The sequence below is a fragment of the Streptomyces mesophilus genome, from assembly GCF_040300965.1.
In the GTDB taxonomy this organism is placed as follows: domain Bacteria; phylum Actinomycetota; class Actinomycetes; order Streptomycetales; family Streptomycetaceae; genus Streptomyces; species Streptomyces mesophilus_A.
The window spans coordinates 47705-69075 of record NZ_JBEPEW010000025.1 but is presented as its reverse complement, the minus strand read 5'-3'; the positions used below and the strand labels follow the sequence as shown (position 1 = coordinate 69075).

The window sequence follows — 21371 nt, the reverse complement described above, 5'->3', positions numbered from 1 at the left end:
CACCCCGGCAGGGCTGTTTCCGTGCACCCGTTAGGCCCATGTCCCGGTGCGCCCGCGCCACCCGCGGCCCGCCCCGGGCGAGGGTCGGTCCATGGCCACGACGTACGCACCCACCCACACCGTGGAGTTCACCGAGGACGCAGCCCGGCCCCGGCGCGGGCTGCGGGCCGCGCTGATCGCGCTGCCCGCGCTGGTGATCCTGGTCGCCGGGTTCCAGCGGCGCTGGATGTCCGACGACGCCCTCATCTATGTCCGCACGGTCCGGCAGATCCTGGCGGGCAACGGCCCGGTGTTCAATCCCGGCGAACGCGCCGAGGCCTCCACCGGCACGCTCTGGCAGTGGCTGCTCGCCGCGGCGGGACCGACCGGCGTGGACCTCGCGCAGGCGGCCGTCTACGGCGGGCTGCTCCTGACCGCCGCCGGTTTCGCGCTCGCCGCGTTCGGTTGCCTGCGCCTGTACGGGAGTTCGGCGACGCTGCCGCTGGGCGCGCCCCTGCTGCTCGCGCTGCCCCCCGTGTGGGACTTCGCCACCTCCGGTCTGGAGACGGGTCTCGCCACATGCTGGCTGGCGGGCGGCTGGCTGCTCCTTGTCACCCGGCCCGCCTCGGTATGGACCTCGGTGGTGTTCGGCCTCGGGCCGCTGGTGAGACCGGACTTGGGCCTGGTGTCGGCGGTGTTCCTCGGCGCCCAGTGGCTGCTCGTCCGGCCGGGAAGGCGGCGCACCCTGGCCGGTCTGGGAGCGGCGCTCGCGCTCCCCGCGGCGTACGAGATCTTCCGCGCGGGCTACTACGGGCACCTCGTGCCGCTGCCGGCCGTCACCAAGGAGGCCTCGCAGAGCCTGTGGGGGCGCGGGTTCACGTATCTCGGCGACTTTGCAGGACCGTATCTGCTGTGGGTTCCCCTGCTGTTCGTGCTCGCGGCGGTGCTGCCGGCGCGTGCTTCGGTGCGGGTGCCGTGGGTGCCGGTGCTCGCGCCGGTCCTCGCCGGTGTTCTGTGCTGGGTGTATGTCATCAAGGTCGGCGGGGACTTCATGCACGGCCGGATGCTGCTTCCCGGACTGTTCCTGATGCTTCTTCCGGTCTTCCTCGCCCCCGCGAGCCGCGCGACCGCGCTGGCCTCGGTGGGGGTCGCGGTGTGGGCGGCGGTGTGCGCGAGTGTGCTGCGGATCGAGTACGAGGGGCGGGTCGGCCCGGGCGGCATCGCGGACGAACGCGGGGTGTACGTGGCACAGAACGCGGATCCGCATCCGCTGCACCACACGTTCGCGGGCGCCGACTGGCACGCCCGGTACGGCCGTGCGGCGCGCACCGCCGAGCCGCCGGCGCTGCTGTTCCCCGGGCCCGTGCAGCTCGCGGCCGGGGCTCCCACCGTGACCGGCGTCTACCCGGTGCTCGGCCACAACGGCACAGCGGTCCCGCTGGACGGTGCGGCCCTTGACCCGATCGGTCTGGCGTACCCGCTGGCCGCGCACTCGCAGCGGGTCGAGGGCGGGCGGGTCGGGCACGACAAGCATCTGCCCGACGCGTGGGTGATCGCCGACCGGGGCGCCGGTGAACTCCCGGACGGAGTCGACCCGTTGCAGGTCGAAGCGGCCCGGCGCGCCCTGCGCTGCGGCGGGCTCGCGGAACTCCGCGAGGCGACACAGGCGCCGCTCACCACCCGCCGGTTTCTCGCCAATCTCACCGGCTCGTTTCAGCGCACGGGCTTTCGCTTCCCCAACGATCCGGCGCAAGCGGAACGGGAGTTGTGCGGCCGGCGCTGACCGTATCTGCACAATCCCTCACTGCAGGCGCAGGTTTGGCATGCACAGCGTCACGCCATGATGTTCCACGGCACCCCTCGCACCGCTCGGGGAGTGCCGCCACGCACCGCGCACACCTCATTGCCCGTTCCCCACCCGGGCCGTACGCACCGCTTCCCCGCGGGTGTCGGACCGGTCGGTCAACGAAAGGTCAGGTGCTCCACCATGCGTTCGTCCTCCCGCAGACTCGGCGCGCTGTTCGTGCCCGTCCTGCTCGCCGCCGGCATCCAGTTCGCCGGCTCCCCCGCACACTCCGCTCCCGCCGCGGGCGATGTCCGGTACGCGCCGGAGTCGACGGCCGTCGACGGCAGCTGGATCGTCGTCCTCAAGGACGGCTCGGCCTCCCGCGCCGAGACGAGGTCCGCCGCCCGCTCGCTGGCCGGCGAGTACGAGGGCAGCCTCACGCACGTCTACGGCAGTGCGGTGAAGGGCTTCGCGGCGAAGCTGTCCAAGGCCGAGGCCAAGAAGCTCGCCGCGGATCCCGAGGTCGCCTACGTCGAGCAGAACGCGCGGGTCTCGATCAGCGAGACCCAGCCGAACGCCACGTGGGGTATCGACCGAATAGACCAGCGGGATCTCCCGCTCTCCACGACGTACACGTACAACACCAACGCGTCCAATGTGACGGCGTACATCATCGACACCGGCATCCGCACCTCGCACAGCGACTTCGGCGGGCGCGCGAGCATCGGCACGGACACCGTCGGCGGCGGTCAGAACGGGCAGGACTGCAACGGGCACGGCACCCATGTGGCCGGCACCGTGGGCGGCAAGGACTACGGCGTCGCCAAGGGCGTCAAGCTCGTCGGCGTCCGCGTCCTGGACTGCCAGGGTTCCGGCACCACCGCCGGAGTGATCGCGGGCGTGGACTGGGTGACCGCGAACGCGGTGAAGCCGGCCGTCGCGAACATGAGTCTGGGCGGTGGCGCGAACACCTCGCTCGACAACGCCGTGAAGCGCTCCATCGCCTCCGGTGTCACGTACTCGCTCGCGGCCGGCAACGGCAACTTCCTCGGCTGGCCGCAGAACGCCTGCAACTCCTCGCCGGCCCGCGTTCCCGAGGCGATCACCGTGGGAGCGACCGACCGCAACGACCGGCGTGCGTCGTTCTCCAACTACGGCACCTGCCTCGACCTGTTCGCGCCCGGTGTGAGTGTCACCTCGGCCTGGATCACCAACGACACCGCGACCAACACCATCAGCGGTACGTCGATGGCGGCGCCGCACACGGCCGGTGTCGCGGCCCTCTACCTGGCCGCCAACCCCGGCGCCGCGCCCGCGCAGGTACGGGACGCGCTCGTGAACGGGGCGACCAGCGGCAAGGTCCAGGACCCGCGGACCGGTTCACCGAACAAGCTCCTGTACTCGCTGCTGTGAGCGCGACCTCGCCGACCGGCTGACGGCCGGCGAGGGTGGGTCCGGGGGCTCGTGCCCCCGGGCCCTCGCTACAGCTCCCCCTCCGGCTCCCCGCCGCCGTCACCCTCCCGCTCCGGCGCGGGGGTAAGGCCCAGGAGGCGGCAGGCCTGTTCGAGGGAGGTGGCGAGGTCCCGTACCGCGGCGTCACCCGTAGAGGAGGCCAACTGCCGTGCCTCACGCCGGAGTTCCGGCAGCGACGGGGCGCCGGGCAGGGAGCCGCCCGACTTCGGCGCCATCTCGTCCTCGGTGCACTCGGTCTCCGACTCGCACGGCCGGTAGCCGGACTCGGCCCGCAGGCCGTCCGCGAAGTACCCGGCCACGGCGGCGACTTGGAGCGACTCGTCGGCGCCCGCGCCCCACAGGGGCTTGTTCAGGGCGGAGGCCCCGATCTGCTCGGACTCCTCGGACGGGGACCGGCTGTCGGGGTCCAGCCAGCGGACGCTGGCGGTGGCGACATGCCCGGCGTCGGCGCCGTCGCGCAGCCGTACCGCGTAGAGCGCGGTGACGGTGTGGCCGGGGCCGACCTCGCCGCCGTCCACGCGGTCGTCGCGGAAGTCCTCGTCGGCGACCTCGCGGTTCTCGTAGCCGATCAGCTTGAACTGCTTGACCGTCTGCGGGTCGAAGGCCACCTGTGCCTTGGCGTCGCGGGCGCGCAGCTCGATATGGGCGGGCAGGTCGTCGCAGAAGACCTTCTCGGCCTCGTCGAGGGTCGAGACGTACGTGGTGTGCCCGTCGCCCTTGTTGGTGAGCCGCTCCATCAGCTGATCGCCGTACTCGCTGCCCACGCCGACCCCGAACAGGGTGATGCCGTGCTCCTTGCGCTCGTCCTCGATGCGCTCGAGGATCCCGTCCGCGTCCGTCTCGCCGACGTTGGCGAGCGCGTCGGAGAGCAGCACGACGCGGTTGGTGGAGCCGGGCACCTTGCCGTCCACGGCGGTGTCGTAGCCCTCCTCCACTCCGGCCGCGACATTGGTCGAGTCGGTGGGCTCCAGGTCGTCGATCACGTCATGGATCCGGTCCTTGTTGCCGCCGATCCGGGTCATCTCCAGGACGGTGTCGGCCTCGTCGCTGAAGGTCACGATGGCCACCGAGTCGTCGGAGCGCAGCCGGTCCGTCATGAGGTCGAGCGAGTCCCGTACGAGATCGAGCCGGCCCGGCTCGGACATGGATCCCGAGATGTCCACGACGAAGGTGAGGGCCGCGGGCGGGCGCCGCTCGTCGTCGCTGCCGCGGGTGGCGAGGCCGACCCGCAGCAGCGACCAGTCGGGGTCCTGGGTGCGGGCGCCGTCGACGCTCACCGAGAAGCCGTCGCCTTCGGGCCGTTCGTAGTCCTGCCGGAAGCTGTTGACGAACTCCTCGGGCCGTACGTTCGCCGGGTCGGGCAGCCGGCCCTCTTCGAGCGAGCGGCGCGCGTAGCCGTACGACGCCGTGTCCACGTCGAGCGCGAAAGTGGAGAGGTAGTCGGGTTCGGGTGCGACCTCCCGGCTCTCGCCGTCCTTCTGCGCCCCTTCGGCCCCCTCGGTGCCCCGCGGCTGGTCCGGCGCGGGCATCGGCGCGCTGTCCGCCTTGCCCCCGCCCTCGCTCGCCCGGTTGCCGTCGCTGTCGCTCCCGGCCCCGCAGCCGGTGGCGAGCAGCGCCCCGGCCATCACCAGGGCGAGCGCCCCGGACCGTACTCCTGTGCGTCGCATCAAGTACCCCCTCGGTCATCGGTCTTGTGACTGTGACGCAGGGGACTTCAGGAATGTGCGGTCCGGCCTATTGCGGAAGAGTTGCGATGCGGCAACGTCGGTCGCGGGCCGATAACGAAGATCCCGACCCGATCACGGGCCGACGACGGACGGGTCACCGCAGTCGCGGAACCATAACGTCCGGCCGTGTCTGAGGAGTTGAGCCGGGTCGGGTCCGGTCCTCGGGGGCTGGTTCGACGCCCGGCTTCCTCGGGCGCAGGGACTCTCAGTCGCCGAAGCCCGTCAGTGCTCCGCGTTCGTCGAAGCGGGCGGAAGGCGCCCAGGCGATCTCCCAGCGATTGCCCTCCGGATCGGCGACATAGGCCGACCTGCCTCCCCAGGACCGGTCCGTCGGCTCCGCCACCACCGTGGCGCCCGCCGCGACCGCCGCGGTGAACGCGGTGTCGACCTGGTCGCGGTGGTCCACATTGCAGGCCAGGGTGATCCCCGGCCATCCCGCAGCGGGGGCTTCACCGGCCGCCGCCTCTGCGGCCAGCTCCTGCCACGGGTACAGCGCCAGGAGCACCCCGCCGAGCAGAAACCCTGTCCAGTCGTCATCACCGGACGGGGCCTCCGCCCACCCCAGGTCCCGGTAGAAGCGGCGCAGCCGCGGCATATCGCGGACCCCGAGCGTGATGACGGACAGGCGGGACGGCACAGCGGACATGGCCACGATCATGCAGCCGGCCTGGGCCGGCCGACAAGCCCGCTAGGACACGATGTCCTTCCGCGAGAACGCCCGGAACGCCAGGGCGATCAAGATCACGGCGTACGTCACCGAGACCGCCGCGCCCTGCAGCATCCCGCCCCACTCCAGTTGGGGCTGCAGTGCGTCGATCCACGCGAACTGCCAGTGCGCGGGCAGCACATCGCGCCAGTCGCCCAGTGCGGTGACCGCGTCGAGGACATTGCCGACGATGGTCAGGCCCACCGCGCCGCCGACCGCGCCGAGCGGTGCGTCGGTCTTCACGGAGAGCCAGAACGCGAGGCCCGCGGTGACCAGTTGGGACAGGAAGACGTAGACGACCACGATCAGGAGCCGTCCGGCCGACTCGCCCGCACCGATGCCGCCGCCGGTCGGCAGTTGCAGGGGTCCCCAGCCGTACGCGGCCGTGCCCACCACGAGCGCGACCAGGGGCAGCAGCAGCATGGCCGCCGCGCTGAACGACAGCGCCACCGCGAGCTTGCTCCACAGGAGCCGGGCGCGCGGCACGGGCGCCGCGAGCAGATAGCGCAGCGAGGACCAGCTGGCCTCGGAGGCCACGGTGTCGCCGTGGAACAGCGCGACGGGCACCACGAGCAGGAAGCCGGCCGAGACGAACAGGCAGGTCGCCGCGAAGTTCGCGCCCGACTCGGTGGCCGTCTGCATCAGGGTCGGGCCGCGGTCGCCGTCCCCGTCGGGGGTGCCGCCGATCGCGAAGGCCGCGACCAGGATGAACGGCAGGATCGTCAGGATCCCGGCCATCACCAGCGTGCGCCGGCGCTTCAGCTGGCGCAGCGCCTCGACGCGGAAGGGCAGGGTGCGCCGGGCACGGTAGCCGGGCGCGGCCTCGGCGGGTGTCACCTCAGGCATCGCCTCAGTGCTCATGCCGAGCCTCCGATCAGGTTCAGGAACGCGTCCTCGAGGCGGCGGTGCGGTCCGACACCGGTCACCGGTACTTCGAGGCGCAGGAGTTCGGCGAGCAGTTCCGGCACGCTCGCGCCGTCGAGCCGTACGAGCAGACCGCTCTCCGCGACCGCCGCGGAGCCGATGCCGGGCAGAGCGTCGATCTTCTCGGCGACGGCCTCCGTCACGGGCTCGGCCGTGGACACGAGCAGCGTCTCGCCCGAACCGACGATCTCGGCCACGGGTCCGGCCTGCACGAGCCGTCCCCGGTCCATGACGACCAGATGCGTGCAGGACTGCTCGACCTCGGAGAGCAGATGGCTGGAGACGATGACGGTGCGCCCGGCGGCCGCGTACCGGATCATCACCTCGCGCATCTCGCGGATCTGCGGCGGGTCGAGTCCGTTGGTGGGCTCGTCGAGGATCAGCAGGTCCGGCAGGCCCAGCATGGCCTGGGCGATGGCGAGCCGCTGGCGCATGCCCTGCGAGTACGTGCGCACGGCGCGGGCGAGGGCGTCGCCGAGGCCGGCGATCTCCAACGCGTCCTCGATATGGGCGTCTTCGGCGGGGCGGCCGGTCGCGGCCCAGTACAGCTCCAGGTTCTCGCGCCCGCTCAGGTGCGGCAGGAAGCCCGCGCCCTCGACGAACGCGCCCACCCGGGACAGGACCGGGGCGCCCGGCCGGATCGCGTGCCCGAAGACCCGGATCTCACCCTCGTCGGGCCTGATCAGGCCCATGAGCATGCGCAGGGTGGTGGTCTTGCCCGCGCCGTTCGGTCCGAGCAGCCCGAGTACCTGGCCCTTCTCGACCCGGAAGCCCAGATCCCGTACGGAATAGCGCTCGGACTTGCCGTACTTCTTGCTCAAGTCGGTGATCTGCAGCGGCACTTCGGCGAGCGCGGGGTCAGCGGGCGGTGCGGCCACGCGGCGCCGGGCGGTGAACAGGAGACCGGCCGCGAGCACCACGCCCACCAGCGGCAGCGCCCACACCCAGGCGGGCAGCGGCGCGGCGGCGGTCTGCACGCCGGGCGCGGTGGGCACGCTCAGGTCGTCGAGCAGGGTCACCTTGTACGTGGCGGGCTCGACGGGAGAGGCATAGCCGAGGTCCGTGGAGGAGAGGGCGAGGCGCAGCTTGTGCCCCGACTGCACCTCGTGGTCGATCGCGGGCAGCGTGAGGTCGACCTCGCGTCCTTCCTTGGCATCGGTGACCCGGATCGGCGAGACCAGCTGCGAGGGCAGTACCTGTTGCTGTCCGTCGGGCCCCACGTCGTACACCTTCGCGAAGAGCACCGCCTCGCCGGAGTCGGACTGCACCCGTACCTTCGCGGTGGGCGAGCCGGTGATCTGGAGGTCCTTGTCGAGCGGCGTCGAGTCGAAGGCCGCGAACTGGCCGGGGAAGTCGAGCGAGAGGCCGCCGAGCCCGAGCGAGGAGAGCTGGCTCAGACCGCCGCCGAGGCCGGGCACCGTGGAGATCGCGGGCGGGCTCGAACCCGCCGGGTTGTCCATGGACTTGGTGCCCTTGTTCAGCTCGACGGTCTTCATACCGCTGTCGAGCCCCGGGTACTGCCCGTCGGTCGCGCCCCTGAGCTGCGCCCGTCCGTCGGTGGAGTCCACTCCCCCGGTACGGGTCACGCGGAACGCGGGACCGGTGTCGGCGCCCTTGTCCTGCTTGAGGTAGCGGTCGAACCAGCCGGCCACCCGGCCGTCGGCCCGGGCGCCCTCCATGTCTCCGCCGTCATGGCCGCCGGCGATCCAGTCGACGGCGACCGGTCCTCCGTTGTCCCCTATGGCCTTCGCCATCGCATCGGCGTGGCCGAGCGGGAACAGCGAGTCGCTCTGGCCCTGCAGGATCAGCGCGGGCACCTTGATGCGGTCGCCCACGGCGGACGGGCTGCGGCCCTGGAGGAGCTCCTGCGCCTTCGCGTCGGGCTTCCCGGCGACCGCGACGCGGTTGTACATCTCACAGATCTGCTGCTCGAACCTGTCGCAGCCACCGCCCGTGGACAGGAAGATCCCGGCCCAGAGCTTCTTGAACACCCCGTTGGGGAACAGGGCGTCCGAAAGGTTCCAGTACGTGATGAGCGGCGCGATCGCGTCCACCCGCTCGTCGTGCCCGGCGGCAAGGAGCGAGACGGCCCCGCCGTAGGAGGCGCCGGTCACGCCCACGCGCGGGTCGCCGGCCTTGTCGAGCTGGACCTCGGGGCGCTTCGCCAGCCAGTCGATCATGCGCGAGACGTCGGCGACCTCGGCCTTCGGATCGTTGAGACCGATCTTGCCGGTGGACTTCCCGAAGCCGCGGGCCGACCACGTGAGCACCGCATAGCCGCGCTCGGCGAGGCGCTCGGCCTGTGCCCGGACGTCCTTCTTGCTGCCGCCGAAGCCGTGCCCGATCAGGACTGCGGGGCGTTTGGTGTCGCCGCTGCCCGCTGTGAAGTACGAGGTGTCGATCCGCGCGCCGTCCATCTGCATCAGCGCGTCCGCGCGGTGCACGGCGGGCTTGTCGTCGGTTGCCGCCACGGCGGTCCAGGTGCCGGCGCCCACGAGCACGGCGAGCGCGGCCCCCGCGGCGGCGAGCCGTCGGGGGCGTGTGCGGGCACGCTTCAGCGCGGGCAGTCGAAGATCCATGCCTACGAGCGTAAGCGGACGCCCTGACAACCGCGGCCCCCGCCGGACGGAGACCCCTGGCCTCCCTCGGAGGTAGGAGACGTGCGCGGCGTACCGCAGACGCAGTACGTGGCGCTCCTTCGGTTACGGGCCACCTAAAGCGCACCTTACTGCGGACATAGGGGGCATATCAGAATGGGAGCGCTTTCACACCTGACGGACCGTCAAACGCGGTCCGCGGCAACCTTCACATGTCATTGACATCTCCGGCACCTGGCGCGCTAATGCGACCACCGCACCACAGCCATGAGTAACGAGCCGCACCACATACGAAACCGGCCACCCTTTCCCGCGCCAACAGGTCAAGGGTGGCCGGTCCGTCGGCACAGGAGTGCCGGTCCCAATGTAAGCACTCAACGCCTTGGGCCGACACCTCCTGTGATCACTTACGGCTGCCCAACTGCCGTATCGCATACGAGGATCACGACCCAAGGGGGCACCACCCAGTGAGAACGACCCGTAAGCGAAGTCTGGCCTGCGTGGGAGCGCTGGCCCTAGCCGTGGGGGCGGGTGTCGTGGGGCTCGCGGCCCCCGCGAGCGCCGTGACGGGCACCGCCACGGCCAGCATGCACTGTCAGCTGCCACCGGGCTCTCCGTCGCCGAACCCGCGCGACATGAACTCCACGTACACGGTGGAGGTGCCGGACGAGGTACAGCCGGGCGATGTCCTGCCGGCCGGTTCGGTCAAGGTGACACCCTCGCCGACCGGCGTGACGGTGCCGTTGCAGCTGACGCTGACGATGACGCCGTCGGTCACCTTCGAGCTGGAGAACGCGGGGATTCCCGCCGGCACCAAGGTGACCGTCACCGGCGACGTACAGGACCCGCAGACCGTACCGGCGAACGGTGAGCCGTCGATCGCGCCCTGGACCAACAACGCGCCGATCACCATCCCTGCGTCCGCGAGCCCGGGCGCCATCAAGTGGCTGGCCGACTCGTCGAAGACCATCACCACGATCACCAACCCACCGCTGGGCGCGCAGGAAACCACGTGCACGGCGAACGCGCCGAAGGTCGCCATCGTCACCAACCAGATCCCGGTGCCGACCGTGCCGACCACGACCAAGCTGACCCCGAACAACGGCGGCCCGGGTACGGCCGTGACGGCGACGGGTGTCAACTTCGCTCCGGGGCCGGTCACTTGTACCGCGTCGCTCGCCGGCGTGGACACCGACACCGGTACGGGAACGGCGGACGCGGCCGGTAACGCGACCTGTTCGCTGACGGTGACGACGAAGGCGGACAACGTCCGGATCGGCGCCACCCCGGGCAAGGCCTTCGTCTGGGTCACGCCCATCGAGGGCGTGCCGCACCCCGTCGACATCGAGGTGCTTCCGGGCGCCCTGGCGATCGGACCCGCGGGCGGTCTGCCCACGCTCGACCTGGGCGCGATCACCATCAACGGCAAGTCCCAGACGGTGACGGGCAACTTCAACGCCGCCGCCGTACAGGACTTCCGCGGTGGCAGCCTCGGCTGGGACGTGACCGTGACGAGGACGCCGTTCCTCAACGCGGCCACCGGGCACGCCATGAACACGGCGGCGCTCTCCATCGCGCCGACCTGCACCGTGACCAACCCGGACAGCCCGAGCCCGTGCGCCGTGGGCGCGGCCGGTGCGATCACGGACACACCGAAGCAGGTCGCCTCCCAGGCGCCCGGCGGTGAGGAGCTGACCGGTGGCGAGTTCGCGGTCGGCGGCGGCGCTTCGCTGAAGCTTCCGCCGTTCATGTTCGCGGACGCCTACCAGTCGGTCGTCACGTTCTCCATGGCGTAACCCCGCAAGGGGGCGGGGCGCGCTCCGGCTCGGCACTTCAGGGCGCGCCTCGCCCCAACTCCCGTATGAATCAGGCCTCTTGGAGCAGGCATGCCCAGACCGTACGCGTTGATCGTGGCCGCAGTGGTCGGCCTGCTCATCACCCTCACAGGACCGCCGCCCGCCGCCCGCGCGGCGGACAACGGCACCTGGGCGGTCTTCCCCACGCCGCCGGAGGGTTCCGACAAGCGCACCCGCGAGTACTTCGCGCACGAGGCGGACCCGGGCGGTGAGATCGAGGACAGCGTCACCATCGCCAACACCTCCGACGAGGCGCTCACCTTCCGGGTCTTCGCCACGGACGCGATGAACACCCCGCAGGGCGGGGCGTTCGCGCTGCTTCCGGTGGAGCGCGAGCCGAAGGACGTCGGCACGTGGATGCTGCTCGGCAAGAACGACGCCGCCCGGGACACCACCCTCACGGTCGAGGCGCACCAGCGGGTGGACATCCCGTTCCGCCTCAAGGTGCCCGCCGACGCCACCCCCGGTGACCACATCGGCGGCATCGTGGCGCTCAACACCAAGGTGGAGAGCATCCGCAAGAAGGACAAGGTCCAGGTGGGCGTGCAGCGTTCGGTGGGCGCGCGGATGTATCTGCGGGTCAACGGGCCTCTCGCGCCCGACCTGGCGATCGAGTCGGTCTCGGTCGACCGCGCCGCTCCCCTGATCCCCTGGGTCTCGGACGCCGAGGCCACGGTCCGCTACGTCCTGGTCAACCGCGGCAACGTCCGTCTGCGCCCGACGATCCAGCTCTCCGCCGAGGGCCTGTTCGGGCGCGATGTCCTGACCCGGCGCCCGCGCGCCCTGAAGCTGGAGCTGCTGCCGGGCCAGCGTGTGGAGTTCACCGAACCCTGGGCCGGCTCGCCCCAGTTGGACTGGGTGACGGTGAAGGCGAAGGCGGGCGCGTTCGACGAGCCCAAGGTGTCGCAGACGACGCGCGAGACCTCCTTCCTCGCCGTGCCCTGGCCGGCCCTCGGCGCACTCTTCGCGCTCGCCCTTCTGGTCTGGGGCGGCCGAAGGATCCGCCGCGCGGGCGGCCCGCGGGCACTGTGGCGCCGGCTGAGGTCCCGTATGCGCGGAACCCCGAAGTCCGCCGACTCCCGTGATACCGATGAGGAATGGACATCCGCCGCGCCACCGACGCTGACCAGGTGACAGCAGCAGCCCATCTCTTCGACGCCCCGCCCCGCGAGGAGGCCACCCGCCGCTTCCTCTCGGCCGGCGGCCACCACATGTTCCTCGCGTACGAGGACGGCATCCCCGCCGGCTTCATCACCGGCATCGAGATCCACCACCCGGACAAGGGGGTGGAGATGTGCCTGTACGAGTTGGGGGTGGACGCTCCCTACCGGCGCAGGGGGATCGCGACGGCGCTGATCGGCGAACTCACCGCCCTGGCACGCAAGCTGGGGTGCTACGACATGTGGGTGCCGGTGGACACGGACAACGAGGGGGCGCTGGCGACCTACCGGGCGACCGGGGCGCGACAGGGCGAGGTGTGTGCGGTGCTGACGTGGGAGTTCGGCGGGTAGTACGGGCTCCCCGTACGAATCCGCCCGAGGTCACAGCGTGCGCAGCAGCAGCATCCCGCCCAGCGCCAGCATCGTCACCGCCACCGCGCCGTCCACCACGCGCCAGGCCGTCGGCCGCGCGAGGACTCCGCTGAGCAGCCGCGCCCCGTACCCGAGGGCCGCGAACCACACCAGGCTGCCGAGCATCGCGCCGGCGCCGAACACCCACCGCAGGTCCCCGCGCTGCGCGGCCACCGAGCCGAGGAGCAGCACCGTGTCCAGGTAGACATGCGGGTTCAGCCAGGTCAGCGCCAGGCAGGTGAGCACCGCGGCCCGTATCGACCGCGTGCCCGCACCCTCCGCCCGCAGCCCCTGCGCACCGTCCACCGGGCGCAGCACGCGACGGGCGGCCAGGACTCCGTAACCGAGCAGGAACGCGCCGCCCGCCAGGCCGACCACCGTCATCGCCGCCGGCCACGCGGTGACGACCGCGCCGAGGCCGGCCACCCCGAGGGCGATCAGGACGGCGTCGGATGCGGCGCAGATGGCGACCACCGGGAGCACGGCCTGTCCGCGCACGCCCTGGCGCAGCACGAAGGCGTTCTGCGCGCCGATGGCGACGATCAAGGAGAGTCCGGTGCCGAAACCGGCGCCGACCGCCGGGAGAAGTCCGCTGTTCATGCCTTCGACGCTAAGGATCACCGAGCCTTCAGTACAGCTAAAGTTTCTTACGTACCCTTAGCGCTAGTAATGACGAGGGCTGGAGCCGCCGTGCCGATGGAGCTACCCCACGACCTGGTCCGCACCCTCCTCGCCGCCGTCGACGAGGGCACCTTCGATGCCGCGGCTACCGCCCTGCATCTGACGCCCTCGGCGGTCAGCCAGCGGATCAAGGCCCTCGAGCAGCGCACCGGACGGGTCCTCCTGATGCGCACGAAGCCGGTGCGGCCGACCGAGTCCGGTGAGGTCGTCGTGCGTTTCGCGCGGCAGCTCGCGGCGCTCGAGCAGGCGGCGCACCTGGACCTCGGACTCGAGGACGACCCCGCGGACAACGGACCGCGCGGGGCGGCCCGGCTGCCCATCGTCGTGAACGCGGACACCCTGGCCACCTGGTTCCTGCTCGCCCTGACCCGGGTGCCGCAGGATCCGCCGGTCTGCTTCGAGCTCCTGCGCGAGGACGAGGGGCACTCCGCGACACTGCTGCGCGAGGGCCGTGTGATGGCGGCGGTGACCTCGTCGGCGGAGCCGGTGGCGGGGTGCACGGTACGGCCGCTGGGCCTCGCGCGGTATCTGCCGCTCGCCACCGCGGAGTTCAAGGAACGGCATCTGACACCGGGCCCGCTGTCCCGCCGGCTGCCGCAGGCACCGGTGGTGGTCTTCGACCGCCGCGACGAGCTGCAGGACCGTTTCGTGCGCACCCTCACGCGCGGCCGCGCGGGCGCCGGGCCGCTGCGCCATTACGTCCCCGCGTCCGAAGGGTTCCGCGACGCGGTCATCGCGGGCCTCGGCTGGGGCCTGGTCCCCGATCTCCAGGCCGCACCGCTCCTGAGCTCCGGCACGCTCACCGAGCTGACACCGGGCAAGCACCTGGACGTACCCCTGTACTGGCAGCAGTGGAAGCTCGACGTCCCCGCCCTCGCACACGTCGCGGAAGCGGTCACCGATGCGGCCGCCGAATTCCTGCACCCACCGGGCTGACCCGCAGAACTTGGTGACTCAGGTCCCGCTTATCCGGGTCTTATGTCCGCTCGTACGCCTTCCGCGCCTCCCTAGGGTTGCCATGATCCCGGCGAACACCCCCAGCAGAGGCAGAGATTCATGAAGCGCACCCTCGCGGCCACGGCCGCCCTCGTCGTCGTCGCAGCCGGCGCCACCGCTTGCGGAGCGGGCTCGGGCGTCGAGACCGGCGCGGCGCTTCTGAGTGCGCTGAGCAAGGCGTCGGACAAGGCGCAGCAGGCAGGTTCCGCGGATGTCGACGCGCGCGTGGACTTCGGCACGGGTGAGGTGGCGATGAGCGGGACGTACACCTGGGGCGAGAACGGCGATGCCTCCGACCTGATGATGGACGCCGCCGCCTCCGGCATGACCGACCTCGTCTCGGGTTCGGAGGTCCGCATGCTTCTCGTGGACGGCGCCTACTACTACAACGTGGACCCCCAGCCGAGCGGCCCGCTGCAGGGCAAGCACTGGATGAAGATCGACGCCTCGGTGGCGCTGGGTGAGCAGGGCGCGTCCGCGTTGTCCTCGGCGGACATGGACCCGATGGCCGGGCTGAAGGAGATCAAGGACGCCGAGGACGTCACCGAGGTCGGTGAGGAGAACGTCCTCGGAAGGGAGACGACGCATTACAAGGCCGAGATGCCCGTCGGTCCCATGGGCGAGGACAAGAACGGCATGCTCGGCAAGATGCTCGACAGCGCGGACACGATGACCGTGGAACTGTGGCTGGACGCCGAGGACATGCCGGTCCGCATGAAGTCGGTGGTCGGCCCCATGAAGATGACCATGGACTACCTGAAGTTCGGTACGGCGAAGAAGATCTCAGCGCCCGCCGCCTCGGACACCGCCGACATGACGGCGTTCGTCAAGGAGCAGATGCAGGGCTCGTGACCTACCCGGCCCCGCCGATCCGCTCCACCAGCTCCCGCGCCGCTCCCCGCGGCAGGCGCCCGTGCACCACCTCGACCCGGTGCACGATGTGCGGCGCCGAGATCGCGGTCACGGCCACGCCGTGCAGCCGCCGCGCCGTCGAGTCCGGCAGCACGGTGAGTCCGTGGCCCGCACGGACCAAGGCGCCGAGGGTGAGGACGTCCGTGCCTTCGTACGCCGTACGGGCGCGGAACCCGTCGGTGCCCGCCGCCACCCGCAGCCGGGGCAGCGGAACTCCCGTGTCGGGGGCGTTGATCCAGTGCGCCTCGCTCAGATCCGCGAGGCGTACGGAGGGGCGGCGGGCGAGGGGGTGACGCTCGGGCAGCACGACCGCCAAGGGCTCCTCGGCGACCCGCAAGGTGGTGAGCGGTCCGAGGTCCGCGAGCGCGAGCGGATCGCTGGGGGCGGCCGCTCCGTCCACGAGGGCGAGGTCCACCTCGCCGGAGGTCACGGCCCCCAGCGCTTCGTCCCGGCCCAGGACCCTGAGGCTCGGACGGTCCCCCGGCAGGGGTCCGGCAAGGAGCGCGGGGTGCGACAGCGGCGTACAGGCCACGGAAATCCCTTGCTGTGGCGCCTGGTTGAGCCGGGCCAGATCCGCACGGGCCGCGTCGAGGCGCAGGAGCAGCGGCCGGGCGTGCTCCATGAGCCGGGCCCCGGCCGCGGTCGGGGCGACGGGCCGGCGGGTCAACAGCGGTGTGCCGAGGTCGGATTCGAGGGCCGCGATGTGCTGGGAGACGGCCGACTGCGTATAGCCGAGTGTGCTCGCCGCGACGGAGAACGAACCCTGGTCGACGACGGCGACGAACGTCCGCAGGAGATGAGGATCCACGTCCGACAGTCTGCATCAGGCCGCATCAGTGCTGCTGATGCGGCCTCCAGGAATCATCGTTGGACCTGATGCAGGGTCCGGACTCACGATGAAGGCATGACGACCGCCCCGCCCGTTATGGGACAAGAAGCACATACAGCACGACCAGCGCGTATCGCCCTCGTCGGCGACCGCTCCCCCAACGTCCGTTCCCACACCCGCATCCCGGACCTCCTCGACGCGCTGCGCGAGCGCGAGCACCTCGATCTGGAGGCGTACTGGATTCCGACCGAGGAGGCGGCGGCCGAGGGCGTCGACGGCTTCGACGGGATCTGGGTGCTGCCGGGCAGTCCCTACCGCAGCGAGGCGGGCGCGCTCAGGGCCGTACGTACCGCACGGGAGGGGAGCATCCCGTTCCTCGGCACCTGCGGCGGATTCCAGCACGCGGTCCTGGAGTTCGCACGGAACGTCTGCGGGCTGACCGACGCCGCGCACGCCGAGAACGACCCGGCGGCCGAGCGGCAGCTCATCGTGCCGCTCGCCTGCTCCCTGGTCGGCCACGAGGGCGCCGTCCGCCTCGAGCCGGACACCCTGGCGCGGGAACTCCTGGGCACCGAGCGGTCATTGGAGCGCTACCACTGCTCGTACGCCCTGGTCGAGGACTATCTGGAGACCCTGCGCGGCCATGGGCTGCGCTTCAGCGGTACGGACGACGAAGGGGCCGCCCGCGTAGCCGAGCTGCCGGGGCACCCGTTCTTCCTCGCCACCCTGTTCCAGCCGGAACTGGCCGGCGACGGCACACGCCCGCATCCGGTGATCCGCGGGTTCGCCGCGGCGGCGGCCCGGGTGGCGGCCCACTCGTGACGGGGCGGGCCCTCCGCTCCGGCGTCCGCCACCCCGGCATCCCGGCATCCCCGCTCCGGCGTCCCCCGCCGGGCCTGCGGTGCGGATCCGGCACAGCGTCTCGGTGAACGCCCGTACCCGCTGAACGTGGCCGGGATGCTGAGCGTGCCGTACTCGGTCGAGCTCAGCGACCTCGCCCTGTTCACGATGCACGGCATGAAACGGCAGGCGGTCGCTCGCGCGCGACCGCCTGCCTCGGACCAACTGCTCAGTGGTTGCGCGGGAAGCCCAGGTCCACTCCGGCCGGCGCCTCGGACGGGTCCGGCCAGCGGGTCGTGACGACCTTGCCGCGGGTGTAGAAGTGCGTGCCGTCGTTGCCGTAGATGTGGTGGTCGCCGAAGAGCGAGTCCTTCCAGCCGCCGAAGCTGTGGTAGCCGACGGGTACCGGGATCGGGACGTTGACGCCGACCATGCCGGCCTCGACCTCCAGCTGGAAGCGGCGGGCCGCGCCGCCGTCGCGGGTGAAGATCGCGGTGCCGTTGCCGAAGGGCGAGTTGTTGATCAGGGCCAGGCCCTCTTCGTACGTGTCGACGCGCAGCACGCACAGGACCGGGCCGAAGATCTCGTCCTTGTACGCATCGGCGGTGACCGGGACGCGGTCGAGCAGCGAGAGCCCAATCCAGTGCCCGTTCTCGTGGCCCTCGACCGTGTAACCGGTGCCGTCGAGGACGACCTCGCTGCCCTGCTCGGCCGCCCCGTGCACGTACGAGGCCACCTTGTCGCGGTGGGCCGCGGTGATCAGCGGGCCCATCTCGGACGCCGGGTCGTTGCCCGGACCGATCTTGATCTTCTCGGCGCGCTCACGGATCTTCGCGACCAGCTCGTCGCCGGTCGAACCGACGGCCACGACCGCGGAGATGGCCATGCAGCGCTCGCCCGCCGAACCGTACGCCGCCGAGACCGCGGCGTCCGCGGCCGCGTCGAGGTCGGCGTCGGGCAGCACCAGCATGTGGTTCTTGGCGCCGCCGAGCGCCTGGACGCGCTTGCCGTTGGCGGAGGCGGTGGTGTGGATGTAGCGGGCGATCGGGGTCGAGCCGACGAAGGAGACGGCCGCGACGTCCGGGTGCTCCAGGAGCCGGTCGACGGCCACCTTGTCACCGTGCACGACGTTGAACACACCGTCCGGCAGACCCGCTTCGGCGAGCAGCTCGGCGATCTTCAGGGAGGCCGACGGGTCCTTCTCGGAGGGCTTGAGCACGAAGGTGTTGCCGCACGCGATGGCCAGCGGGAACATCCACATCGGCACCATGGCCGGGAAGTTGAAGGGCGTGATGCCCGCGACGACACCGAGCGGCTGGCGGATCGAGGCCACGTCCACGCGGCTGGACACGGAGGTCGACAGCTCGCCCTTGAGCTGCACGGTGATCCCGCACGCCAGGTCCACGATCTCCAGACCGCGCGCGACCTCGCCGAGCGCGTCCGAGTGCACCTTGCCGTGCTCGGCGGTGATCAGCTCGGCGATCGCGTCGCGGTTCGCGTCGAGCAGCGCACGGAACTTGAACAGGACGGTGGTGCGCTGGGCCAGCGAGGACTGCCCCCAGGTCGCCCAGGCCTCCTTCGCGGCGGCGACCGCCGCGTCCACCTCCTCGACGGAGGCGAAGTCGACCTGCGTGGTCACGGCGCCGGTCGCCGGGTCGGTGACCGGGCCCGAGCGGCCCGAGGCGCCCTCGACGGTCTTGCCACCGATCCAGTGGTGCACGGTCTTTGTCACGGCGTTCGTCATGGCGTACTCCTCGAACTCCTGCTGGTTGTCACAGATGGCGCCGGGCCGGCGGTCACAGATGGCGCCTGCGGGCCTGCACGCGCCTCTCATAGGTCCGGCGCGCCTCGACCGCCGCCTTGCGGCTCGCGGTCTCGGCCACGGGAACATCCCACCACGCCTGCGCTGATGGCACGCCCGACACTGTGTCTGCGGATTCGGTCTCGACGTAGACACATGTGGGAACGGTCGCCGCACGCGCTTCGCGGAGAGCTTCCCGCAGCTCGCGTACGGTCTTCGCGCGCAGCACCCGCATCCCGAGGCTCTCCGCGTTGGCCGCGAGATCCACCGGCAGCGGGTCCCCGGTGTACGTACCGTCCTCGGCCCGGTACCGGTATCCGGTCGCGAACCGCTCGGCCCCGACCGAGTCGGACAGGCCGCCGATGGACGCGTACCCGTGGTTCTGCAGGATCACGACCTTGATCGCGATCCCTTCCTGTACGGCGGTGACGAGTTCGGTCGGCATCATCAGGTACGTCCCGTCGCCGACCAGTGCCCAGACCTCGCGCGCGGGCTCTGCGAGCTTGACGCCGATGGCCGCGGGGATCTCGTAGCCCATGCAGGAGTAGCCGTACTCGACGTGGTACTGGTCGCTGCGGCGGGTGCGCCACAGCTTGTGCAGGTCTCCGGGGAGGGACCCGGCTGCGTTGATGAGGACGTCACGGTCGTCGGCCAACTCGTCCAGTACGCCGAGGACTTGGGCCTGCGCGGGCCGGGCCTCCTCGTCGGGCGCCGCGTAGGCCTCAGTGACCAGGGAGTCCCACTCAGACTTGGCCCGGCCGTACTCGTCCTCGTACGACCGGGGCAGCCGGTAGGCGGGAATCAGCTCGGTGTCCGCGGTGCGTTCCGTGAGGAGGTACCTCAGCTCCATCAGTCCGGCGGCCGCGTCACCGGCCAGCGAGATGCCGCCCATCTTGTGGGAGTCGAACCCGGCGATGTTGAGGTTCACGAAGCGCACGTCCGGGTGCTCGAAGAGCGTGCCCGAGGCCGTCGTGAAGTCCGTGTAGCGCGTGCCGATCCCGATCACCACATCGGCGCTGCGGGCAATGTCGTCCGCGGCGGCCGTCCCCGTGTGCCCGATCCCGCCGAGATCGGCGGGGTGGTCATGGGGCAGCGACCCCTTGCCCGCCTGCGTGGAGGCGACGGGGATCTTCGTGCTGTCGGCGAACGCCTTCAGGGCGGCCTCGGCTCCGGCGTGCCGGACCCCGCCGCCCGCGATGACGAGCGGCCTGCGGGAGCGGCGGATCAGCGCGACCGCCTCGTTGAGATCGCGTTCGTCCACCTGCGGCCGCGGGATCCGCCACACCCGCTCCCGGAAGAACTCCTCGGGCCAGTCGTACGCCTCCGCCTGCACGTCCTGCGGCAGCGCGAGCGTCACCGCTCCCGTGTCCACGGGATCCGCGAGCACCCGCATCGCACTCAGCGCCGCCGGGATCAGTGCCTCGGGGCGGGTGATCCGGTCGAAGTACTTCGACACCGGCCGCAGACAGTCGTTCACCGACACATCGCCCGCGTACGGCACTTCGAGCTGCTGCAGTACGGGGTCGGCGGGCCGCGCCGCGAACACATCGCCCGGCAACAGCAGTACGGGCAGGTGGTTGACGGTGGCGAGCGCGGCGCCGGTCACCAGATTGGTGGCCCCGGGGCCGATGGAGGTGGTCACCGCGTGCGTGGACAGGCGCCGCGAGTGCCGCGCGTAGCCGACCGCCGCGTGCACCATCGACTGCTCGTTGCGCCCCTGGTGGAAGGGCATGTCGTCGCCGTACTCGACGAGCGCCTGCCCGAGCCCGGCCACGTTCCCGTGCCCGAAGATCCCCCAGGTCGCCGTGATCAGCCGCTGCCGGATCCCGTCGCGTTCGCTGTACTGCCGGGACAGGAAGCGTACGAGCGCCTGGGCGACGGTGAGTTTCATCGGTAGCCCTCCTCGTAATCGGGGTGGAACCGGATCCGCCACTCACGCCCGGCGCCCGGGCCAGCCATCACGTTCAGGTAGTACATGTCGTGTCCGGGCTGCGCGATGGACGGTCCGTGCCAGCCGTCCGGGACCAGGACCGCGTCCCTGGTACGGACTTCGGCGAGCACATCCGTACCGCCCTCGCGGGACGGGCTCACGCGCTGGTAGCCGAGGCCTTCCGGGCCGCCGTCGATCTCGAAGTAGTAGATCTCCTCCAACTCGCTCTCCTTGCCCGGCACATGCTCGTCGTGCTTGTGCGGCGGGTACGAGGACCAGTTGCCGCCGGGCGTGAGCACCTCCACGGCGATCAGGCGGTCGCACGCGAAGGCGTCGGCGGCCGCGAAACCCCGTACCTCGCGCGCACACCGCCCGCTGCCGCGTGCTTCGAGCGGAACCTCCGCCGCGGGGCCGTAGCGAGCCGGGAGTCTCCGCTCGCATTTCGCTCCTGCCAAAGCGAACCGGCCTCCCACGGCGGAGGCGATCTGGGTGTGGGCGTCACGCGGTACGTACGCGAAGTCGGTGGCGCCCGCGTAGACGTCCTTGCGGCCGTCGAGTTCGATCATCATGCCGTTCACATAGACGGTGCAGCCCCCGGTCAGCGGCAGCACGATCCACTCGCTGCCCCCGCTCACCAAGGTGTGCGAACCGCCCGGCGGCAGGTCGAGCACCCGCAGGGACGCGAACGTCCAGCCGGCCCGCTCCGGATCGATGTCCAGGGCGTACGGCCCGTGCGCCGTCTCACCTGCCCGTACATGCATGG

At 71.3% G+C, this 21371-nt stretch carries 17 protein-coding genes; 8 read left to right on the top strand and 9 right to left on the bottom strand.

Translation table 11 applies throughout. The features are described from left to right. Window positions 1-91 precede the first annotated feature (91 nt). On the top strand, window positions 92-1762 hold the full coding sequence (locus tag ABT367_RS12490) for a hypothetical protein (RefSeq protein WP_352252367.1): 1671 nt from the start codon (window positions 92-94) through the stop codon (window positions 1760-1762). 204 nt (window positions 1763-1966) lie between these two features. Beyond that, window positions 1967-3178 carry a S8 family peptidase gene (locus tag ABT367_RS12485; RefSeq protein WP_352252365.1) on the top strand — a complete coding sequence of 404 codons (1212 nt, stop codon included), beginning with the start codon at window positions 1967-1969 and terminating at the stop codon, window positions 3176-3178. A 68-nt stretch (window positions 3179-3246) separates the two neighbouring features. Here the strand turns inward: ABT367_RS12485 and ABT367_RS12480 are convergent, their stop codons facing one another. The 4 genes from ABT367_RS12480 to ABT367_RS12465 form a co-directional block, all read right to left on the bottom strand. Further along, window positions 3247-4905: a vWA domain-containing protein gene (locus ABT367_RS12480; protein ID WP_352252363.1), complete on the bottom strand. Its 1659-nt coding sequence runs from the start codon at window positions 4903-4905 to the stop codon at window positions 3247-3249. Between the two features lie 265 nt (window positions 4906-5170). Then, window positions 5171-5611, bottom strand: coding sequence for a VOC family protein (locus ABT367_RS12475; protein WP_352252361.1), 441 nt, complete (start codon window positions 5609-5611; stop codon window positions 5171-5173). Window positions 5612-5653: 42 nt separating this feature from the next. Next, on the bottom strand, window positions 5654-6532 hold the full coding sequence (locus ABT367_RS12470; RefSeq protein ID WP_352252359.1) for an ABC transporter permease: 879 nt from the start codon (window positions 6530-6532) through the stop codon (window positions 5654-5656). Further along, complete coding sequence (locus ABT367_RS12465) at window positions 6529-9174, bottom strand: alpha/beta fold hydrolase (RefSeq protein WP_352252357.1); 2646 nt, start codon at window positions 9172-9174, stop codon at window positions 6529-6531. Before ABT367_RS12465 ends, ABT367_RS12470 begins: the two co-directional genes overlap by 4 nt. A gap of 653 nt (window positions 9175-9827) precedes the next feature. Here ABT367_RS12465 and ABT367_RS12460 point away from each other — a divergent pair. The 3 genes from ABT367_RS12460 to ABT367_RS12450 all read left to right on the top strand — a co-directional run bounded on the left by ABT367_RS12460 (window position 9828) and on the right by ABT367_RS12450 (window position 12559). After that, window positions 9828-10988, top strand: a complete 1161-nt coding sequence (locus tag ABT367_RS12460) for a hypothetical protein (RefSeq protein ID WP_352252355.1) — start codon at window positions 9828-9830, stop codon at window positions 10986-10988. A gap of 90 nt (window positions 10989-11078) precedes the next feature. Next, window positions 11079-12182 (top strand): WxL protein peptidoglycan domain-containing protein, encoded by a 1104-nt coding sequence (locus tag ABT367_RS12455; protein WP_352252353.1) that lies wholly within the window; start codon window positions 11079-11081, stop codon window positions 12180-12182. Further along, window positions 12146-12559, top strand: coding sequence for a GNAT family N-acetyltransferase (locus ABT367_RS12450; RefSeq protein WP_352252351.1), 414 nt, complete (start codon window positions 12146-12148; stop codon window positions 12557-12559). Before ABT367_RS12455 ends, ABT367_RS12450 begins: the two co-directional genes overlap by 37 nt. A 30-nt stretch (window positions 12560-12589) precedes the next feature. On the opposite strand, the gene ABT367_RS12445 is transcribed toward ABT367_RS12450, so the two are convergent. Beyond that, window positions 12590-13219: a LysE/ArgO family amino acid transporter gene (locus tag ABT367_RS12445; protein WP_352252349.1), complete on the bottom strand. Its 630-nt coding sequence runs from the start codon at window positions 13217-13219 to the stop codon at window positions 12590-12592. 96 nt (window positions 13220-13315) lie between these two features. Here ABT367_RS12445 and ABT367_RS12440 point away from each other — a divergent pair, with 96 nt between their 5' ends. Both ABT367_RS12440 and ABT367_RS12435 read left to right on the top strand, forming a co-directional pair. Next, a complete protein-coding gene (locus ABT367_RS12440; protein ID WP_352252347.1) occupies window positions 13316-14236 on the top strand; it encodes a LysR family transcriptional regulator ArgP in 921 nt (306 codons plus the stop codon). Between the two features lie 120 nt (window positions 14237-14356). After that, a complete protein-coding gene (locus ABT367_RS12435; protein ID WP_352252345.1) occupies window positions 14357-15148 on the top strand; it encodes a hypothetical protein in 792 nt (263 codons plus the stop codon). 1 nt (window position 15149) lies between these two features. Here the strand turns inward: ABT367_RS12435 and ABT367_RS12430 are convergent, their stop codons facing one another. Then, window positions 15150-16016 (bottom strand): LysR family transcriptional regulator, encoded by an 867-nt coding sequence (locus tag ABT367_RS12430; RefSeq protein ID WP_352252343.1) that lies wholly within the window; start codon window positions 16014-16016, stop codon window positions 15150-15152. Window positions 16017-16112: 96 nt separating this feature from the next. Here ABT367_RS12430 and ABT367_RS12425 point away from each other — a divergent pair, with 96 nt between their 5' ends. Beyond that, a complete protein-coding gene (locus ABT367_RS12425) occupies window positions 16113-16859 on the top strand; it encodes a CTP synthase C-terminal region-related (seleno)protein (protein WP_352252341.1) in 747 nt (248 codons plus the stop codon). Window positions 16860-17106: 247 nt separating this feature from the next. Here ABT367_RS12425 and mmsA read toward each other — a convergent pair whose 3' ends face one another. From mmsA to iolB, 3 genes are all read right to left on the bottom strand, one after another. Next, a complete protein-coding gene (mmsA, locus tag ABT367_RS12420; RefSeq protein ID WP_434975452.1) occupies window positions 17107-18609 on the bottom strand; it encodes a CoA-acylating methylmalonate-semialdehyde dehydrogenase in 1503 nt (500 codons plus the stop codon). A gap of 64 nt (window positions 18610-18673) precedes the next feature. Further along, the gene (gene iolD, locus ABT367_RS12415) at window positions 18674-20569 is read right to left on the bottom strand and encodes a 3D-(3,5/4)-trihydroxycyclohexane-1,2-dione acylhydrolase (decyclizing) (protein ID WP_352252337.1); all 1896 of its coding nucleotides are present in this window, start codon (window positions 20567-20569) and stop codon (window positions 18674-18676) included. Continuing rightward, window positions 20566-21369, bottom strand: coding sequence for a 5-deoxy-glucuronate isomerase (iolB, locus tag ABT367_RS12410; protein WP_352252335.1), 804 nt, complete (start codon window positions 21367-21369; stop codon window positions 20566-20568). Before iolB ends, iolD begins: the two co-directional genes overlap by 4 nt. Window positions 21370-21371 lie beyond the last annotated feature (2 nt).